The following is a 17,672-nucleotide window of genomic DNA, read 5'->3' on the forward strand; positions in this document are numbered from 1 at the left end:
TATTTTAAGGATTTATTAGACAGCCTCTTTAGTTTCATTTCCTATTTTATCATGTACAATTTCGCTTACAATACGATATCTCTCTTTTTCTCACGCATCCAAAGGTAGATGACAAAGGTTATACCAATGGCAACCACCGCGCTATATGCTATGGGGACTAGCCATAAAGGGTTCCAAATCGAGATGATGTAACTGAACATCGGTTTCATTCCAAAAATGAGTATTCCAATAATAAACGGGATTTGAATTCCAATCAATGCCATCGTATTTGGAACAATGCTTGAAAAGGACATGGCTAACATTTTGTTGTAATACTTCGAAACAAGATTGTTGCCGCAATTTCACTACCATTTTTTTTATTTGCCGTATCCAGCGCTTGTCATTTTCCATAGTTCACCACATGCTTCCTCATAATCATTACCATCCTATAAGTATATTCGTAAATAGTTCGTAAAAAGTTTGAATTAATTTTTTTGTATATCCTTTTTCTTTTCATTATAGACAAAAAAAGTACACCACTTATGAAAAGTGATGTACAATCCATTCATCTATCTCGACAAAATTTACACACTTGCACGGTTTTAGTCGGCTCTATTTTATGGGCATACAATAACTTGACTCTTCTCCGATTACACAAAGGGCAATCGCCTCGTCCATTGGATGGCAGTCTATTCAATATTTTTCCACGATTTCTTTTCGCCATAGTCATTCCCCCCAAGTGTAGGATTGTTCGTTCTCTCTAGTAGATGTTAGGTTTCTGAAAAGATTGACGGTATGATGAAGTCAATTAAAAAAAAGTAAAGGTGATTGTACATGACTTTAGAAATATATGAGGCTAAACTTTGTTCGCTCTGTAAGAAAGATAATAAGTGTGGGCTGATTAACAATCCTTCAGCTGGAGATTGTTGGTGTTTTAAAGCGGGCTTTCCAAAAGAGATTTTTGAGTTGCTGCCACCTGAGCGTGAAAAAATTTGTATTTGTGAAATTTGTATGGTGGAATTTAAGTCTCAAAATTAGGATAAAAAAGATTCACAGGATAATGTTTTGTTATAAGTAGTAACTGTACTACTCATAACAATTAAGTTTACATAATAATATTATAAGTTATTTATTTATGGAATCCCACATCAACTTCAAGTGATTAGTCCATGATTAATGAATAATAAATGACAACTAGTTGAACGTCTATTAATTTTCTAGCAAACTTCGAAACTTCTACGTATAATATGTTTAGATGATGATTATAGTAAAATGACCGCCCGATGCGCCAACATCGAACGGTCCATCAATAAGATACTAGGTTCTTTTTCTAGGAATCCGTATCACTGATAAAATAATCCACTTGGGCGCTAAACTCATAAGTGGATTATTTTTTTTGTGAGATTTTATCAGCTAGTCCAATGACCGCAACAATTAACGAGGAAAAGCTTATCATCAGTACAATCGCTTGGAATATAGTCATTTGTAATCCTCCTTTCAAGTTTCTTCAGTTTACGTTCGCTTTCTAACAATGTCTCGAATACCTTATTTCAAATGCCGCAAACAATAAAGTTTTCTATGAATAAAATGCCTAGATCTAGAATATGTTAAATAAGACTGCTAGGTATGCTTGATTTCATGTTCAATGAATAGAAATTCCCCCTTCCTTTTTAAGATTAGATTTTACTAAATGTAAGGGAAATCCAACTTTACCTATTCTAATCGATTCCCCTACTTCATACATACGTTCTTAAGGTACTTTTCAGAACAACTATCCTTTAATTAACAATTAATTCAGCAAATCACTACCTATGCCCTAATTGAAGCTATAAATGAATGGCCTTACTCAATTCCCCTTTAGTCTTCTATATGATAATGTTAGTTCAATCAATAATAATATTATGTTATCTAAAGTTCTATGCTTTACCTAATTCCCTGCTTTCGGAAATATCGTCTCCTTTGCAATGAAATTATTAATCCACCGCACTCACGAAATAATATGAAAAAGATAAGGAGAGGACTACATGCAAATCCATGTGGTACATCCCGGAGAAACATTATGGTTGATTTCCCAGCGATACGGCATCACAGTTACTGAAATTGTCTCGGTAAACGCGTTAGAAAATCCGAATAAATTGGTACCTGGTATGGCTCTTGTTATTCCAACACCACCTGGGACGCACTATGTTCAGTCTGGTGAAAACTTATGGGAAATTGCGCAATGCTACGGTACAACCATTCAAGAAATTGTAAGGGCAAATCAGCTTCAAAATCCAAATATGATTGTAGCCGGTTTGCGTTTAACTATTCCCATCCATAAACCAGTTATCGATGTGAACGCTTATACGATTAACACAGGAGAAATGGGTGCCAGGGAGCTTCAAGAAATAGGCCGGTATTTAACTTATTGGATGCCCTTCGTCTATAGTGTGCAGGAAGACGGTAGTCTATCTACACTCGATGACACAGCTATGCTTCAATCTGCTGCAGCCGAACGAATCGTGCCTGTGATGGCTATCACGAATTTCAGCGCAACAGCTGCTGGATCCGGTCTTGCACATACAATCCTTTCCAGTAGTGAACTTCAGGAAAAGGTGCTAACAAATATACTTAACGTCATGAAAGACAAAGGGTATAAAGGGTTAAATGTGGATTTTGAAAATGTATTTCCTGACGACCGTGAAAACTACAATCAATTTTTGCAACAGGCTGTTGACCGATTGCATCCCGAAGGCTTTTTTGTCTCCTCAGCCCTAGCCCCTAAAGTTAGCAGTGAGCAGCAAGGATTATTGTACGAGGCACATGACTATGAAGCACATGGAAAAATTGTAGATTTTGTTGTATTGATGACGTATGAATGGGGCTATCGATTTGGACCACCACAAGCTATTTCACCGCTTAATCAAATAAAACGCGTGCTGGATTATGCGGTCACAGTTATTCCTCGGGATAAGATTTTCTTCGGTTTTCAAATTTACGCACGCGACTGGCTAGTTCCCCACGTACAGGGACAGGAGGCTGAAACGTTCAGTCAACAAGAAGCCATTCGCAGAGCTATCCAATATGGGGCGGCAATCCAATATGACCCTATTGCCCAGTCTCCATTTTTTCGCTACACGGATGCCCAAGGACGAAACCACGAAGTGTGGTTTGAAGATGCTCGTAGCGCCCAAGCTAAATTTACGATGGTGAAAGCATTTAATCTACGTGGAATCAGTTATTGGGTGCTCGGCTACCCATTCCCGCAAAACTGGTTGTTACTAGAAGACAACTTTACTATTCGTAAAAGGGTGTAAAGTGATTGTCGGTACGATAATTCAAACGTATAATGCTGATATAGATTGATTAAGCACAATAAAACTTACACTACTATTTGGAGGAGATTTCTCATGAAGACAATTGGTCAGATCGGTGGCATGAGCTGGGAGTCATCTGCAGAATATTACCGTATTCTGTGTGAAATATAATAAAAGATGAACTGAAACAATCATCGAACAGCTAATTCCCCGAGAATTAAACATACCTCCAGTAAATCCTCTACGACATAATCAGTATCAACGTCAACCCATTGCGAATCTTTCTTCCAAACTCCTAACATGCCTACATCCCGAGAGGCTTTCACATCGTTTTCCGGATGATCCCCCACAAACAGACATGCACTCGCTGGAATATCAAGCTGCTGTAATGCTTTCTCAAATATCCGTGGATCTGGTTTTTTAATGCCTTCAGTTTCAGATATTAGAATTGTTTCAAAATAATGCTCAATACCGAGCGCTTTGATATTATCCAGTTGGAATTGCCCTTTTCCATTGCTGATAATACCCAAGGGTATTGATTGATCCACAAGTGATTGCAGCATTTCGTGAAGGTTTGGGAATGGTACACAGTGGTGTTGAAATTGCTCCACATAATCCTGAAGTAATTGCTCCCAGGTTAACTTGTCTATTTTAAATTCTTTAACCATTTGTTGGTATACCCGATCCTTCCAAACATAACCCCTACAATCAAATTCGATAAATCTAGAAATAAATGTTTCTTTTCCGATATGTCCAACATATTCGTGCAAACGCTCATATTGTGAGTCGATAAATCGCTCGACAGATGCATCTCGATTTAACAACGTCCCGTCTAGGTCAAATAGCACCGCTTTAATCATGTCAATATTCCTCCAATCCATAGCTGTCTATAAATCCAATTATACAGAGCTAATGAAAGAATACTACCAAAATTATGTAAGTTTATCCAAAAATCCTTTCATTAGACCGAGAGAAATGTTTTGATATATATGATCCTCCCCTTACCGTGATTAAAAGTCCCACTCTTTACGCACACTGTAAAGGACATAACCGAAAGGAGTCCTTTGCTTGAAACAACAAACACAAACAAATCCGGCACAAATTGAACAACAATTCCACACGCTGAAAAAACAAACGCTTCAAACAATGCAACAAGCTGTGCAAACATTGCAGCAAAATAATACCGCCAACGACTTACAAGCCGTACAACAAGCGCAGCAACAGCTTCAACAAGCATCGCAGCTCATGAACCAGATGCAGGGCATTGCCGTTACCGAATCAACGACGGCCATTCAACAACAACTTGAACAAGTCCGCCAACAAATTGAACAAGCCGCGCAAACCCTGCAACTTATTCAGTCGCTAAACAGTGGGAATAATAGCTTCAAAAAAGGGTAAAAAAACCTGTCTTCGACTAAATTTAATTAGCTGAAGACAGGTTTTTCTTTGCTTGTAAAACACTTTTCACAGCCTCTTTAATCTCCTGATAGCCTGTACATCTACAAAGATTCGAGGCAAGCCATTCGTCGATTGTCTTGTCATCCGCATCGGGATGCTGTTCAACAAGCGCATGACAGTTGGCAATAAATCCTGATGTACAATAGCCGCATTGTATCGCCCATTTGTCGACAAATGCCTGTTGCAATGGCGAATCCAACAGTCCTTCATTCGTTGTAATCGACTGATGCACCGTTTCCATCGTTAAAGAAAGGCAGGAATGCATCGGTTGTCCATCTATGATGACTGTACAAGCACCACAATCTCCATTTTCACAAGCCGGTTTCGCGGCGGTTAGCCCGAGCTGCTCGCGTAATGTATGCAGTAGCGTATCGGCAGATCGTATGACGGCATTATGGGTTTCTCCATTGACATGTAAGTGGACAATTTTTTTAGGTGAATCATTTGAAGCAATCATTTATTCCCCTCCATAGCATTCAATGTGTCTGTTAGCACATTTTTCACTACGAATAGACGATACACTGCCGATGCATGGATGTCCTGGACGACTGGACCTGGAAGATGGTCGATTACCTGATTAACTCGCTCCTCTTTGGAGATAGAAAGATTATTTAATATCTCTTCAATTTCAACTGACCTGAATGGAAATTCGCACACACCGCTAAAAGCAACTCGAATTCGCTTATTTTTTGTGAGTGCGGCAACTGTTACGATTGGGTAGCCGACCTTCGACATTCTTGTTCGCTTGATTGTGCTAAAAGGTAGCTTGACATAGGGTTGATCGACATGGATTTGTACAAGAAGTTCGCCTTCCTTTAGTCCCTCGTTTAAGATTTGTTCTATTGGAAGAATCCTCTCTTTTCCCTTGCCGGCAATCATTCCTCTCGCGTTCACCAATAAGAAAGGTAAAATCCCTTCGCGGTAAATGAAGTGACTATTGAGGTTACCGCCAATCGTGATTTTATTGCGCGAAGTATGATCCGCTATTCGTTGCACCGTCTCGCCCAATAAAGGAAATAGATTCGATTCCACAATAGTTGTTAAGGAAACAGTCGCGCCAATTATCAATTGTTCATCAGTGACTTCTAACATCATACATTCGGGAATCCCCTTAATATCAATTACGACATCTGCTCTTTTTTTATTCGTCCGAGCGAACGTGATGAATTCTGTACCTCCTGCATAAAAAATTGCCTGTCTACCAGCATTATGAGCTAGCTGAAAGGTATCAACTGCTTCACTAAGTGTGGAAGGTTTATAATAATCAAAGTCAAACGCAATCATTGGCGATTCTCCTTCTTCGTTTTCCATATAAATTCTGGAGTGAGCGGCAAATTGTTCAGTTCCACTTGTGCCGCCACCGATAATCCATTAGCAAGTGCCGGGCCAACGCCAATTACGCCATACTCACCAATACCACGTGCCCCGTACGGTCCATCGATGGCGGGTGTTTCAATAAAATCAACGAGGTATTCCGTTGGCTGTTCGCCAAATCGCAGCATTTGATAATTTCTTAAATCGGGATTTTGCGGAATGCCCTTGTCATCAAAAATAAAGGTTTCACTGCTTGCTAAACTCAAACCTAAATACATGCCTCCTCGCATTTGTTGTGTGGCTGTCGCTGGATTAATAATCGTTCCTCCATCTAGCACGGTAACAGCTTTCAACAGTTTGTACGTACAATCCCGTTCGTTATACGCAACCTCGACCGCCTGTGCACCGACAGACCACCAAGGTCCGGGGTTTCCGAATCCTGTTTCTTTATCCAACGGCGTCAGATGTCTTTGCGTATGTTTGCCAACACCAACAACTTGTCCACCAACTGTATGTCCATTCGGGAATGTATAGCCAAGAGCAATAGACTGATAGGTGACTCCGAACTGGGGATTGGCTTTGACAAAAACGCGGCCCCCGGTAATATCTAAATCATCTTCTGCACATTGTAAGACGACTGCTGCTGTTTTCTTCAATTGGCGAATAGCGTCTTCTGCCGCAGCAAGTACCGCTCTTCCTGCCAAAAAGGTTGTGCTACTGGCTACTGTACGCCATTGATGGGGATCGTATTGCGTATTTACTTCCATTTTCACATGGATTTTCGACATATCGACGCTCAGCTTTTCCGCGACGATTTGAGCAAGTACTGTTTTTGAGCCTTGTCCAAGTTCAACTGCCGCACAGTTCAAGTTAAGAGAACCATCTGCTTCAAATGTAAGAACCGCGGCCGCTTGAGCATTCGTTGCGGTTGATGATGTCTTCCAGAATAAACTGATGCCTTTATATCCCTCGCCATCAGTGTCCCAGTCAATTAATTCTTTCACTCGAGTGAGACATTTTGCCGCATCGCCAACCGTATTTGCAGTGAGGGCGGTTTGTGTCGGTGTTGTATCGCCGGGTTTAATGGCATTAATCAGTCGCAATTGGATGGGATCCATCTGTAACTGCTTGGCTAATTTATCCATCGTCCTCTCGACGACAAACGTAAGTTCAGGATGTCCATAGCCGCGAAGCGAAGTCGCATATGGATGATTGGTGTACATGCAATACGAATCACACCAGACATTTGGTATATTGTAGGGACCTGTGCAATCGACCGCCATCGCCCTTGTAATCCCAGCAGCCTGGTCTGTATATGCCCCAGAGTCAATCAAGAACGTATAGTGACCTGCAAGTAATTTCCCCTCTTTTGACACTCCGAGCTTAATGACCGCATCAAGCCCAATATGACATGGCGCCGTTATCAAATCCTCTTCCCGCTCATACTGTAATTTCACCTTTTTACCACCGACAGCTTTCGAGGCTAAGTAAGCAAGCGGCTCTAACTGGACCGTTCCCTTTCCTCCGAACGCGCCACCAATTTGTGGTACATGCACAATGACATTTCCTACTTCAATATTGAAAAACTGGTTCAGTACTTTTTTGATGGTATAAGGGGATTGCGTACAGGAGTGGACAGTTACTTTTCCAGCAGAATTGATTTCAACCTGTGTGCATCGAGTTTCTAAAGCGGCATGATCTGACAAATTAAAGGCGTATGTTGCGGTAATCGTTTCTGCACAGCCTGCCCACGCCTTTGCAAAATCTCCTTTTCGAATTTTATTGTGACTGCCAATATTCGTACCGGGCACAGGATAGACGTCTGTGATGATTTTCGTATAGTCTCCAGAATTATCATGGACTAACGGTGCATCTATTTGAAAAGCCTGTTGTACAGAATTCACGACAGGTAATGATTCATACGTGACTTTCACCTTACTAGCAGCAAGTTTTCCTTGATATTCATGATCCGCTACAACGATTGCAATAGGTTCTCCGTAATAGCGCACCTTCTTAAATGCCAAAGGCGGTCTGTCAGCTAGAAGTGGACCAATATGGTAAGGGAAAACATCACCCGTAATGATTGCACGCACGCCTGGTACTTTCCAGGCCTCTGCCGTGTCGACCGACTTGAGATTAGCATGCGCCTCTGTGCTGGTCACAAGTTTGGCATGTAGAATACCTGGACCTACTAAATCACCAATGTATTTGACAATGCCCGTTGCCTTATCAAGCGTATCGATCCGCGCAGCAGGCTGGCCGACACTTATTCGTGCTGTATTATTCATTCATGACTACCCCCGATTTTTAACGAGCTACTATAATAATTGTTTCCTCTTCCACTTCATGTGCAGCAGCATCCATAATTTTCTCCAAAGTTAAGCTCACCTTTTGCAAATGCTTTTTATCCTGCACAATAAAAATAGGCGCGCCACCTCCTTGGAAAAATTCAGGTCTCATCGTAATAATAGCAACAATTTCAGCGTGTTGATTGTCCACCATACAAACTTCCCTTCTTTTGAAAAGTAGTTTAACCAAAGTAGCGGCCATTTATAATAATCAACATTCACTCTTCAATTCACCCTATGATTTCCCTTTATCCGCTTCTTGCGGCATCCGGATTGCACTGTCCAATACCGGGACTTTTTCTAATACTGTTTTGATTTGGGCAAAATCTTTCTCTCTCGGCAAAAAGAACAGCGCAATTCGACCGTCTGCCATATCCCTTTTCGAAAGTGGAATTAACGCCGGTTCACCGGAGTCAAGATAGCACCCCAACACGGTAGCAACATGGTGTAACATGGCTTGACGTTGCCCAAGATAAGAAAGCGTGACAATGCTATTTTCATTTTTTGGAGTGACAATTGCACCAACTGCTTTTTCAGTAATGATTTTTCTCGTATCCTCCAAGCCAACATTTTTAATAAGAATATCTCCAACAAATAACGTCGGTCCTTCAAAACGAATATCCGCCTCCGAGACATCTGCGATTGCCTTTAATAACTTACCTGACATCTTAAATCTCACAATGCCGAGCATTACAATTCCGCCGATCATTCCCAACCAAAAAGAATAAACAGAGCACAATGTTGTCACCAAAGCCGTAAACATCACTAAATAATTACGGCTTTCGAACGCTTGCGCCATCCCTTCGATAAACGGTGCACCTCGTTTCACCAGTTCATTCGTATCGATTTTTTCAAGGGAATCCCTTTCCATCTTTCTAATTTCACGAAATTGTGTCGCGGCTAGACCAAGAAAAGTGACTGCGGCCCAATCAGATTCTAAAACGGAAGGAATTGCTACCGCACCGATAAAAGCCGCAATGAAACCGAGAGAAAGGTGAATAATTCGACCTGTTGGATACGTCGGATATTGCCGAAAATCGGTTCGTAATAACAGTGTTCGGCCCACAAAGCCGAAAATTATACCTATAACGACTGGTAGTAAATAACTGTCCATTACAACTACTCCTTATAAAATCATCTACTGCATCTACTATATGTTAACCATCGCAGCAGCTGATTATAACGACATTCTCAATTTCACGAAATGACTAAAGAATGAAGTGAATGGAGATAGTTGGAAGTATAAAATGAGGTGAAGTATTTGCAAACTATCCAAAAAATGATTGAGGCTACTTTGAATACCGAGCAACCTGTTGTCCTTGCAATGATTGTAGATGTGGAAGGTTCTGCTTATCGAAAAGAAGGTGCTTGGATGTTATTTCAACAAGATGGCATTCCGTTAGGGGTCATTAGTGGCGGCTGTCTTGAAAATGATTTACAAAGCCGTGCACGAGACTTGTTTGGAACGGGTAGTGTAGAGGTTGTACAGTATGATTTAAGCTCCGAGGATGATCTTAGCTGGGGTCGTGGCGCAGGGTGTAACGGGGTTGTTTCAATCCTAATGCGAGATATTGATTGGGATTTCAAGCAATTTCTCAGTTTAACGCATCAAGTATTACAGGCAAAAGAACCTGTTCTTTTCATTCAATCTATGAGCTCGTTTACTAAATATGGAGGAATCACACAGAAGGATCAACGGTACGGTAGCTGGGAAGATGACATTCCATTTAAAATGGATGCCACAATCCCTTTTCAGCATCTGGCAGGACAAGAAACCATTCGCGATAAAAGGGTTTATGTGCAATTCATATGGCCTGAACCTCCCCTTTATATCATTGGAGCAGGTGCTGATGCACGACCGCTTGCCCGTCTCGCTCAAGATGTCGGCTATGCAGTGCACCTACTGGATTGGCGACAATCGCTGTGCAATGAAATCCATTTTCCAATGGCCAGGTCGTTTCGTATTGGTGATGTTGGAAAATTGGTGGAAGCGATTCAATTCAGCCCGCTCGATTCTATTGTTATCATGACACATGACTTTCAACATGATAGGAACATCATTCAACAAATTCGTCACGCAAAGTTATTATATGTTGGCATTTTAGGTTCGAAAAAGAGAACAAAACGTTTATTTGATGGAGAGATTCCAACAGGTGTTCATTCACCAATTGGAATAGCTATCGATGCAGATGGACCAGAGGAAATCGCTGTTAGCATTGCGGCAGAATTGATTGCCGCTAGACGGAGGAAAGTAGTGTGAAAATTGCTGGTATTTATCTCGCGGCTGGAAGCAGTAGCCGAATGGGACGAAATAAATTAATGTTGAACGTTGGATACATGACACTAGGTAGCTTGGCACTCGATACAGCTCTAAGGTCATCGCTGGATGCAATCTATGTCATTACAAAAGAGACGGATGATGTAGGGTGGCTTCCTGTCGACATGAAGTTGAACAATAAATGCTCCATCGTACCATGTCTCAGCGCCCATGAAGGTCAATCCGAATCATTAAAATGTGGAATTCGACGAGCACAAGCCAATCAAATGGACGCCGTTCTCGTTATGCTGGCGGATCAACCATTCATTACCGTTCAAATGCTCAATGAAATGATTGCTTGTATGGAGAACAATCCGACATGCAAGTTCGTCGCCTCATCATTTGATCAAACCATTATGCCGCCGGTCCTTTTGTCGTCTGTCATGTATCCTGAACTCCTTGCCTTACATGGTGATGCAGGAGCAAAAAAACTTTTACAAGGAGATATCCTTCAAAAGGGGCACATATTGCCATGTACTGACCAACGTCTTGTTTTTGATGTCGATACGCCAGAAGATTATCAATTACTTCTTATGGATAAAGAAAAAACGAAATGATAGCCCATTAGGTATCATTTCGTCACAGTAATTCTGCCATTATCCGTTCTTAATTTAATTAAATTCTCGCCCTTGCCAAACGTTACGTGCTTATTTTCCTGTCCAAATATTTCAACTCGACCATTATCCGTTTTCGCATCGATGATCGCATTTGTAGGTTCTGTTTCTGTTTGAATCTCAATTCTACCGTTATCTGTTTCTAAGTCGATGGATTGATCTAAACTGTTTGTAATAAGAGAAACTTGCCCATTATCTGTCTTCGCCTTCATCTTACCTTCAATGTCTTCAAGAAGTATTTTTCCATTATCGGTTTTCACATCGATAGTCGTTGCCTCTATATGTTTCAATTCAATCCTGCCATTATCTGTTTCCAGTTTAATGTCTTGTGCTTGTAACTGATCTGCAATGATTCGTCCATTATCCGTTTCAACTTGCAGTCGTTCATATTGTTTTTCAGGTAACTGCACTGTTAACGTTAAGTCTAGTGAGGAAAATCCGAATTGAATCAAACTCTTGCGTTTCTCCTTAAACAGTATAGAAAGTGTGTCTCCTTTTACATCCGCTTCGAAAATAAATTTCTTGTTTTTCTTCGTTTTACCTGTATACTCAACGGTTGCTACCGAATCCGTCGTCGGTACAATTTCCACGGCTGCATTGTCGGTCGAAATCGTAATATTTGAAAACGAAAGATCACCGATCACTTTTTTGCTGTCACTTTTTTCAAAGGCATTCACCTGTTTAAACAGGAATGAAATACCCCCTGCAACTACTAATACAAGTACTAAAGCAATAAATAACTTATTTTTGAAAATCATCAACACTATCCCGCCTTTCATTTAATAGGCGAAGTCGATACGAGTTCATCGCAACTTCACCGAGTTGGTCAAGCAAATTATAATTGGCAAACGCACCGACGATGGCCCCGAAGCCAGGTATTAATTGGAACATTTTCACCAAATCGATGTGATCTCGGTACTCTTGCTGAAAGTCTTGCCAATCCATATCAGCAATCAAATGCTTCTGTTGTTCCCAGTTTTCAATGATAGGCAATGTTTCCTTGCGTGTTTCCTCACTTGAAAAAGCGAGATGGAAAATATGCAGGATGAAGAGGCGCTCCTCGTATTCATTGGTATCAAAGCCATAAACCGCAGCCGCTTCAAAGAGAAACTTCATCTTAATGGACAATAGCAAGGGGAAATCGGCAAGACCGAGCATGATTCCACCAGCTCCTGTTCCCGCACCCTCGATGACAGCTGTTTTACGAAAATTCGTCAATTTCTCTTTAAAAAGCTCATCACGTTCATACAAACTTAAGCCCGTTGCTTGCTGCTTCTTCGTCGTCATATTCGAACCGACGAGAGTTGCCTTCACCATATTTTTTATGCTTTCCGTTATGACGGTATGAACCTTTTCTGGAATCAGGCCATTTACTTTTACCTGTGCTTTTTTAGAGACACGACCGATGGGACCAGATCGTCTGGTCATTTTCTGCTTCCAAAAAACTAACTCCTCTTCTACTTTTGCCGAATAATCTATCATCTATTTACACCCTTCCACTGCTTACACTTAGTATAAATGGTATTTCCTTTCAGAAAAATAGACCTAAGAAGTGATTGTCTCTCAGCCTTCAGACGTAGTTCTCCACTTCCTGAACCCCAACCACAGACCGGTAAACATGATAAACGCAACAGCCTCAAGTGACAGGATATACCACGGATAAGGTCCTAAAAAATCTAGTAAACTGCCATTATAGGGCTTCTCTCGTAAAAACAAATAATTCCCTTGAAACAAGTAATTGACCGTAAACAGAAGTGGCAGTAGTAAATTTAACACAACCATCGTCTTCACAACACCTTTAAAAGTAGGTCTGTAGCCTTTCATCCAAGTGAAGTAAAGCGCCGTTACAATAATGCCAATATGCGTATAGAAAAAGTGAAAATACCTGAAATGAGGAAATCCTAGATCTAATACAGGAGTTGCCATAGCTTGAATAGCACCGCCAATGCCCGCAAAAAAGGCAAAGTCGGTGAGATGCTTATTCCCTGTCCATAGAAGAACAATAGTGACGAGTAAACTAATGCTGCATAATTCTAATGGCAATGAGCTGGCGAGCGTCCATCTGCCCGTTGTCATCATCCAAACATGATACAGCACTTCCATTGCTAATAAAGACAGTGCAAAAAGACGTTCAACCTTCTGAGGTACTGGCCCTTTTTTTCTTCCAATAAGTAATGCTACGATTGCCAGGAACAGCACAGCGATTACTGCGATATGTGCCACTGAAAACATAACAAAAGAAGTAGCCATTTCATCTCCTCATTTCCCTATCTTGCTGGATAAACAACATCCACCATCCCTACCTTATTTTCCATTTTATATGTTTTTGTCGATCGAGGATAGTCTACAGTTAACTTTGTATCATCTGTCCATTCCACATTATATTCCTCTTTCGCGACAAATGTATTGCCCCCTTTATTTTTAAGCTTTTTCCCTTTTTTCAAAATGGATAGTTGATAAGATTCAACAGTCGTTGCCCCACAATCTCTTGTAAATAAATGTGCCGTATACTTCCCATTTGGTGAATCTGTTGTCGATAGGACTTCATTGCCGCAAGTACCACCAAAAATGGAATGAATAGCTAAAAAGAATAAAACAATCGTTCCAATGAGGCCAAGCAGGATGATTCCTAAGATTTTCAAGGTGATTTTTAGTATTTTACGCATAAACACCCTCCTTGCTAATAAGACGTAAAAGAATGCAGAAAGTTCAATCTATAAAAAAGCACCATCGCACAGTTTACTCCTGGCAATGATGCTACTAGTTAATACCATGCTGTCAATAACCAGAATCCTCTGATGTCAGGTTATCTAGCATTGTATAATCATATTTCTGTAACGGTTTTTCTGCCGGTCCTTCCATCACTTCTCCCGTAAATGAAAATCTGGAACCGTGACACGGGCAATCCCAGGTGCGATCCCCACTGTTCCATTCCACCTCGCATCCGATATGTGTACACGTTGTATCTACAATGTGCAACTCTCCCGCATCGTCCTTATAGGCACCCTTTCGGTGTCCGTCCAACGTCACAACAGCGCCTTCCCCGTTAGATAAATCCTCTGGGGTTGTTTTTGGCGAATCTAACTTTCCCTTAATTAATTGGCCAACAACATTTGCATTCTCCACTAGAAAGTTTTTCAAACTTGGATGTGCATAAAAACGAGATGGTGTATATAATTTTTGAAACGGATTATCTTTTCCTACAATCATATCCCGAAACAGCAGCGCAGCCGCGGTCCCATTGGACATTCCCCATTTTCGAAAGCCTGTTGCAATGAGTATATTCGGTTGCCCCGAGGTTAGTTCCCCAATATAAGGCAATTTATCCAACGTAGTAAGGTCCTGAGCTGACCAACGATAGATAATATCATCCAGCCCAAAAACCTCTTCACCGAAAGCCTCCAATGCTTTATAATGCTCCATCGTATCTATGCCTTGGCCCGTCTTGTGATTCTCACCAACAATTAGCACAATCTCCTGGCCATCTATCGTGACAGAACGAAGAGAACGTGTTGGCTCATCCGCACTAATATAGATGCCGCCAGGATATTTCTTCTTAGACTTGACAGCTAACGCATACGAACGATCTGCATACATTCTTGTAGAATAAAGTCCTAATCCTTCGTAAAATGGAAAGTGAGAACAAGCAAGGACATGTTTGGCAGTAATTCGACGTTCCTCACGAGTTAGGACAACTGGTTGTTCCCCTGTCTCAATATTCACTGCTGTTGTGTTCTCAAAAATCAATCCACCTTTTTCCGTAATATGTTTGATTAAATGAACTAAATATTTAGTCGGATGAAATTGTGCTTGATTTTTCATAACAAGTGCATTTCGGATGACTATATCGAATGGGATACTGTCGACTAATCCCCCTTCAATCCCAAGTGTTTCATAAGCTTCCGCCTCTTTTTCAATTTTTCGTGCGTATTTCTCAGTCGTGGAATATATGTACGCATCTTGCATACTAAACTCACAATCAATTTGATGCTGTTCCACTGTATTTTTAATAAAATCCAGTGCTTCACGATTTGCCTCATAATATAAACGTGCATGACTTCTTCCGATATTATGAATGAACTCATCGTAGATTAAATCATGTTGCGCCGTAACTTTTGCTGTCGTGTGTCCGGTCGTACCGTTCAACACTTTACCGGCTTCAATAACGGCGACTTTTAATCCTTCATTCACTAACAGATAAGCAGATGTAATTCCGGTAATACCTGCACCTACAATAACAACGTCAACCTGTAGATCCTCTTCTAAACTTGGAAACTCCGGAAATTCAACAGCCGTCCTCCAATAGGACTGTGAATCCTGTGGCAATTTAACATTTTCACGATTTTGATGGGTCACTATAAATCCTCCATTAGCTACTTTGATACTTAAAGGATTCCCATTCGTTGTTGGAATATACACGGTTCATTTCCATTAAAAGTGATTGAAGTCTAAATCCCCCCTTACGTAATAAAAACTGACAGACGCATGATGCATCTGTCAGTAGTGTTACATACTATTCATCGTCCAATGGAATGTCAATTTCAACTGTTCCATCCAAATATAAAGGATAGCTATTGATATGCAGACGAAGTGGATTCAATTCGTTCTCAAAATTAAAGGTGTAAGTGTCTTTTTGATATCCATTTTCTCTGCTATAGATTCCTGAGTTTAAACTTCCATTGAGCTTATTGTTTTCTCGGTTCACTATTTTACCAATTAGTTGGCTCTCTACAGCCTTTGGATAAGTGACTTCTACTATATTACTCGATAGCACTTGAACATCGATATCCAGCTCACTCGGTACATACAGCACTTTCTGCTTTTCAAAATCGATCTCAATATAATCAGAGTCTTTCGGAAGTGCTTCAATCCTCTCCATCACTAATGTTAGTTCTTTCGGTTGCCTGAAGTAATTACTTTGCATACGTATGCTTATCTCACCGTCACGCGATATGCCGAAGCCCTCCTCCATATCTCTTGTTTGACCCCAATCTTCACCGTTTTCATCAATCAACCGAACCGATCTGAACTTTAGTAATTGCATCGTGTTTTGCTCGTCAGCAGCTAGTCGGATTTCTGCACGTAACGGAGAAATTTCCAACTGTTTAATATGAATCGTTTGACCATCGACAGCAACAGATTGGTTCACTTTATATACTTTTGGTTGTTTAATGGGCTTAGTAAGTGTGAACGGCACGGCGAATTTTGTTTCTGCTGGATCATCCAAGTGTAAATTAAATTCAAATGACATATTATCATACGATAATTCATCGGCAGACCTAATTTCAACTTTGTCTGCACGTAAGGCGGTTCCACCCACTAGTGAACCAATGTAGGAACTTGCGACACCCCATGGCATGCCTTGTTGTGACACCCCTAAAGAAGTTATTCTCACTTCAGGGTCATTAAAAGTGGATTTAATATTATAGAATATAGTCATGCCCGAATAATCAGCTACGACGCTCTGTAAAGTTAAGGTATAATCACCCTTAGTTACCACAACTCCGAGTTCTTCATAGTAATTATTTTCAACAATATCGCTGATTCCTTTATCATAAGCAATCATATTCACAATAGAAGAAAATCCCGGGATTTTGGCAACTGCTTGTGCAAATACGGGAGATACACGAATGGAAGTTGCAAACAGCAATAGTACAATAGCGGCTACACTAACAGTGGCATACAGATAGCGTTTTCTCTTCTTAGTCAGACGATGCTGATGCAAGGCCTGTACACGTGCCTGATGTAAAGCTTCTTTTGGAATTTCAATCGTTTCTAATTCCCCTGTTAATCTCTGCCAGTCCTGTTCATTCAAGTTGGTCATTTATAGTTCCTCCTTTTCAATGAGTACGCGTAATCTTTTTAAGGTCGTGTGTAGCCTTGATTTTACGGTGCCTTCGGGAATTTTTTTCAGTTGTGCAATGTCCCCATTCTTCATGTCCTGGAAGTATTTTAAGTAAATCAATTCCTGTTGCTCAATTGGCAAGCCGGCAATTATATCAGCTATTTCAAATGGCTGCTGATCCGTCGATACGAGTTCTACCTCGTGATTGTAGACAAGTCGCTCTTGCTTCTTTTTCATATCTAAACAAATATTGATCATCATTCGGACAAGCCACGTCGCTATGTATGCTGGTTCCTTGACAGTATGAATTTTTTTCAAAGCACGATACGTCAGCTCTTGCATAGCATCGATAGCATCATGCTCATTTTTCAAATATGCATAAGCCGTGCGATAGAGCGTATCTTCATGTCGGGCCAATAGCTTTAACAAAGCCCGTTCATCACCCGCAATGGCTCGTTTCACTAATTCCATACCTTCACCCCCTCGTATATTAGTAGTAAG

Annotated in this window: 19 protein-coding genes and 1 pseudogene; 6 read left to right on the plus strand and 14 right to left on the minus strand. The window is 40.8% G+C overall.

What is annotated here, in order from left to right:
* The first annotated feature begins 813 nt into the window (after nucleotides 1-813).
* Nucleotides 814-1,017: a cysteine-rich CWC family protein gene (locus R2B77_RS15640; RefSeq protein ID WP_203249118.1), complete on the plus strand. Its 204-nt coding sequence runs from the start codon at nucleotides 814-816 to the stop codon at nucleotides 1,015-1,017.
* Between the two features lie 349 nt (nucleotides 1,018-1,366).
* Here the strand turns inward: R2B77_RS15640 and R2B77_RS15645 are convergent, their stop codons facing one another.
* The gene (locus R2B77_RS15645) at nucleotides 1,367-1,462 is read right to left on the minus strand and encodes a putative holin-like toxin (RefSeq protein WP_232843532.1); all 96 of its coding nucleotides are present in this window, start codon (nucleotides 1,460-1,462) and stop codon (nucleotides 1,367-1,369) included.
* 541 nt (nucleotides 1,463-2,003) lie between these two features.
* Between R2B77_RS15645 and R2B77_RS15650 the strand changes: the two genes are divergently transcribed.
* Both R2B77_RS15650 and R2B77_RS15655 read left to right on the plus strand, forming a co-directional pair.
* Complete coding sequence (locus R2B77_RS15650; protein WP_203249119.1) at nucleotides 2,004-3,275, plus strand: LysM peptidoglycan-binding domain-containing protein; 1,272 nt, start codon at nucleotides 2,004-2,006, stop codon at nucleotides 3,273-3,275.
* A gap of 93 nt (nucleotides 3,276-3,368) precedes the next feature.
* Nucleotides 3,369-3,440, plus strand: a pseudogene (locus R2B77_RS15655) (aspartate racemase); the annotation flags it as partial.
* A 26-nt stretch (nucleotides 3,441-3,466) separates the two neighbouring features.
* Here R2B77_RS15655 and R2B77_RS15660 read toward each other — a convergent pair.
* A complete protein-coding gene (locus tag R2B77_RS15660; RefSeq protein WP_203249120.1) occupies nucleotides 3,467-4,135 on the minus strand; it encodes an HAD family hydrolase in 669 nt (222 codons plus the stop codon).
* Nucleotides 4,136-4,343: 208 nt separating this feature from the next.
* Here R2B77_RS15660 and R2B77_RS15665 point away from each other — a divergent pair, with 208 nt between their 5' ends.
* Entirely contained in the window at nucleotides 4,344-4,673 is a 330-nt protein-coding gene (locus tag R2B77_RS15665) for a hypothetical protein (RefSeq protein WP_203249121.1), read from the plus strand.
* A gap of 22 nt (nucleotides 4,674-4,695) precedes the next feature.
* On the opposite strand, the gene R2B77_RS15670 is transcribed toward R2B77_RS15665, so the two are convergent.
* From R2B77_RS15670 to R2B77_RS15690, 5 genes are all read right to left on the minus strand, one after another.
* Entirely contained in the window at nucleotides 4,696-5,190 is a 495-nt protein-coding gene (locus R2B77_RS15670) for a (2Fe-2S)-binding protein (RefSeq protein WP_203249122.1), read from the minus strand.
* Nucleotides 5,187-6,017 (minus strand): FAD binding domain-containing protein, encoded by an 831-nt coding sequence (locus tag R2B77_RS15675; protein ID WP_203249123.1) that lies wholly within the window; start codon nucleotides 6,015-6,017, stop codon nucleotides 5,187-5,189. The genes R2B77_RS15670 and R2B77_RS15675 overlap by 4 nt, the downstream gene beginning before the upstream one ends.
* Entirely contained in the window at nucleotides 6,014-8,335 is a 2,322-nt protein-coding gene (locus R2B77_RS15680) for a xanthine dehydrogenase family protein molybdopterin-binding subunit (RefSeq protein ID WP_203249124.1), read from the minus strand. The genes R2B77_RS15675 and R2B77_RS15680 overlap by 4 nt, the downstream gene beginning before the upstream one ends.
* Nucleotides 8,336-8,354: 19 nt before the next feature.
* Entirely contained in the window at nucleotides 8,355-8,549 is a 195-nt protein-coding gene (locus R2B77_RS15685; RefSeq protein WP_322555747.1) for a capping complex subunit for YIEGIA, read from the minus strand.
* A gap of 81 nt (nucleotides 8,550-8,630) precedes the next feature.
* Entirely contained in the window at nucleotides 8,631-9,509 is an 879-nt protein-coding gene (locus tag R2B77_RS15690; protein WP_203249126.1) for a YIEGIA family protein, read from the minus strand.
* A gap of 147 nt (nucleotides 9,510-9,656) precedes the next feature.
* Between R2B77_RS15690 and R2B77_RS15695 the strand changes: the two genes are divergently transcribed.
* Entirely contained in the window at nucleotides 9,657-10,655 is a 999-nt protein-coding gene (locus tag R2B77_RS15695; RefSeq protein WP_203249127.1) for an XdhC family protein, read from the plus strand.
* Nucleotides 10,652-11,269, plus strand: coding sequence for a nucleotidyltransferase family protein (locus R2B77_RS15700; protein WP_203249128.1), 618 nt, complete (start codon nucleotides 10,652-10,654; stop codon nucleotides 11,267-11,269). The genes R2B77_RS15695 and R2B77_RS15700 overlap by 4 nt, the downstream gene beginning before the upstream one ends.
* A 14-nt stretch (nucleotides 11,270-11,283) precedes the next feature.
* Here R2B77_RS15700 and R2B77_RS15705 read toward each other — a convergent pair whose 3' ends face one another.
* From R2B77_RS15705 to R2B77_RS15735, 7 genes are all read right to left on the minus strand, one after another.
* On the minus strand, nucleotides 11,284-12,084 hold the full coding sequence (locus R2B77_RS15705; protein ID WP_203249129.1) for a DUF4097 family beta strand repeat-containing protein: 801 nt from the start codon (nucleotides 12,082-12,084) through the stop codon (nucleotides 11,284-11,286).
* Complete coding sequence (locus tag R2B77_RS15710) at nucleotides 12,068-12,808, minus strand: EcsC family protein (protein ID WP_203249130.1); 741 nt, start codon at nucleotides 12,806-12,808, stop codon at nucleotides 12,068-12,070. Before R2B77_RS15710 ends, R2B77_RS15705 begins: the two co-directional genes overlap by 17 nt.
* A gap of 81 nt (nucleotides 12,809-12,889) precedes the next feature.
* Entirely contained in the window at nucleotides 12,890-13,576 is a 687-nt protein-coding gene (locus R2B77_RS15715) for a YwaF family protein (RefSeq protein WP_203249131.1), read from the minus strand.
* 17 nt (nucleotides 13,577-13,593) lie between these two features.
* Nucleotides 13,594-13,992, minus strand: a complete 399-nt coding sequence (locus R2B77_RS15720) for a DUF5412 family protein (RefSeq protein WP_203249132.1) — start codon at nucleotides 13,990-13,992, stop codon at nucleotides 13,594-13,596.
* Nucleotides 13,993-14,104: 112 nt separating this feature from the next.
* Nucleotides 14,105-15,682, minus strand: coding sequence for an FAD-dependent oxidoreductase (locus tag R2B77_RS15725; RefSeq protein ID WP_203249133.1), 1,578 nt, complete (start codon nucleotides 15,680-15,682; stop codon nucleotides 14,105-14,107).
* A gap of 157 nt (nucleotides 15,683-15,839) precedes the next feature.
* Complete coding sequence (locus R2B77_RS15730; RefSeq protein WP_203249134.1) at nucleotides 15,840-17,150, minus strand: DUF4179 domain-containing protein; 1,311 nt, start codon at nucleotides 17,148-17,150, stop codon at nucleotides 15,840-15,842.
* The coding region (locus R2B77_RS15735) for a sigma-70 family RNA polymerase sigma factor (protein ID WP_322555748.1) at nucleotides 17,151-17,672 on the minus strand (522 nt) is incomplete at its 5' end.

The sequence above is a fragment of the Sporosarcina beigongshangi genome (genome assembly GCF_033485195.1).
Taxonomy (GTDB): domain Bacteria; phylum Bacillota; class Bacilli; order Bacillales_A; family Planococcaceae; genus Sporosarcina; species Sporosarcina beigongshangi.

Bases quoted from the DNA above. Each gene is read 5' to 3' on its own strand.
- R2B77_RS15640 (WP_203249118.1), top strand. From the start codon at position 814: ATGACTTTAGAAATATATGAGGCTAAACTTTGTTCGCTCTGTAAGAAA.
- R2B77_RS15645 (WP_232843532.1), bottom strand. From the start codon at position 1,462: ATGACTATATTCCAAGCGATTGTACTGATGATAAGCTTTTCCTCGTTA.
- R2B77_RS15650 (WP_203249119.1), top strand. From the start codon at position 2,004: ATGCAAATCCATGTGGTACATCCCGGAGAAACATTATGGTTGATTTCC.
- R2B77_RS15660 (WP_203249120.1), bottom strand. From the start codon at position 4,135: ATGATTAAAGCGGTGCTATTTGACCTAGACGGGACGTTGTTAAATCGA.
- R2B77_RS15670 (WP_203249122.1), bottom strand. From the start codon at position 5,190: ATGATTGCTTCAAATGATTCACCTAAAAAAATTGTCCACTTACATGTC.
- R2B77_RS15675 (WP_203249123.1), bottom strand. From the start codon at position 6,017: ATGATTGCGTTTGACTTTGATTATTATAAACCTTCCACACTTAGTGAA.
- R2B77_RS15680 (WP_203249124.1), bottom strand. From the start codon at position 8,335: ATGAATAATACAGCACGAATAAGTGTCGGCCAGCCTGCTGCGCGGATC.
- R2B77_RS15685 (WP_322555747.1), bottom strand. From the start codon at position 8,549: ATGGTGGACAATCAACACGCTGAAATTGTTGCTATTATTACGATGAGA.
- R2B77_RS15690 (WP_203249126.1), bottom strand. From the start codon at position 9,509: ATGGACAGTTATTTACTACCAGTCGTTATAGGTATAATTTTCGGCTTT.
- R2B77_RS15705 (WP_203249129.1), bottom strand. From the start codon at position 12,084: ATGATTTTCAAAAATAAGTTATTTATTGCTTTAGTACTTGTATTAGTA.
- R2B77_RS15710 (WP_203249130.1), bottom strand. From the start codon at position 12,808: ATGATAGATTATTCGGCAAAAGTAGAAGAGGAGTTAGTTTTTTGGAAG.
- R2B77_RS15715 (WP_203249131.1), bottom strand. From the start codon at position 13,576: ATGGCTACTTCTTTTGTTATGTTTTCAGTGGCACATATCGCAGTAATC.
- R2B77_RS15720 (WP_203249132.1), bottom strand. From the start codon at position 13,992: ATGCGTAAAATACTAAAAATCACCTTGAAAATCTTAGGAATCATCCTG.
- R2B77_RS15730 (WP_203249134.1), bottom strand. From the start codon at position 17,150: ATGACCAACTTGAATGAACAGGACTGGCAGAGATTAACAGGGGAATTA.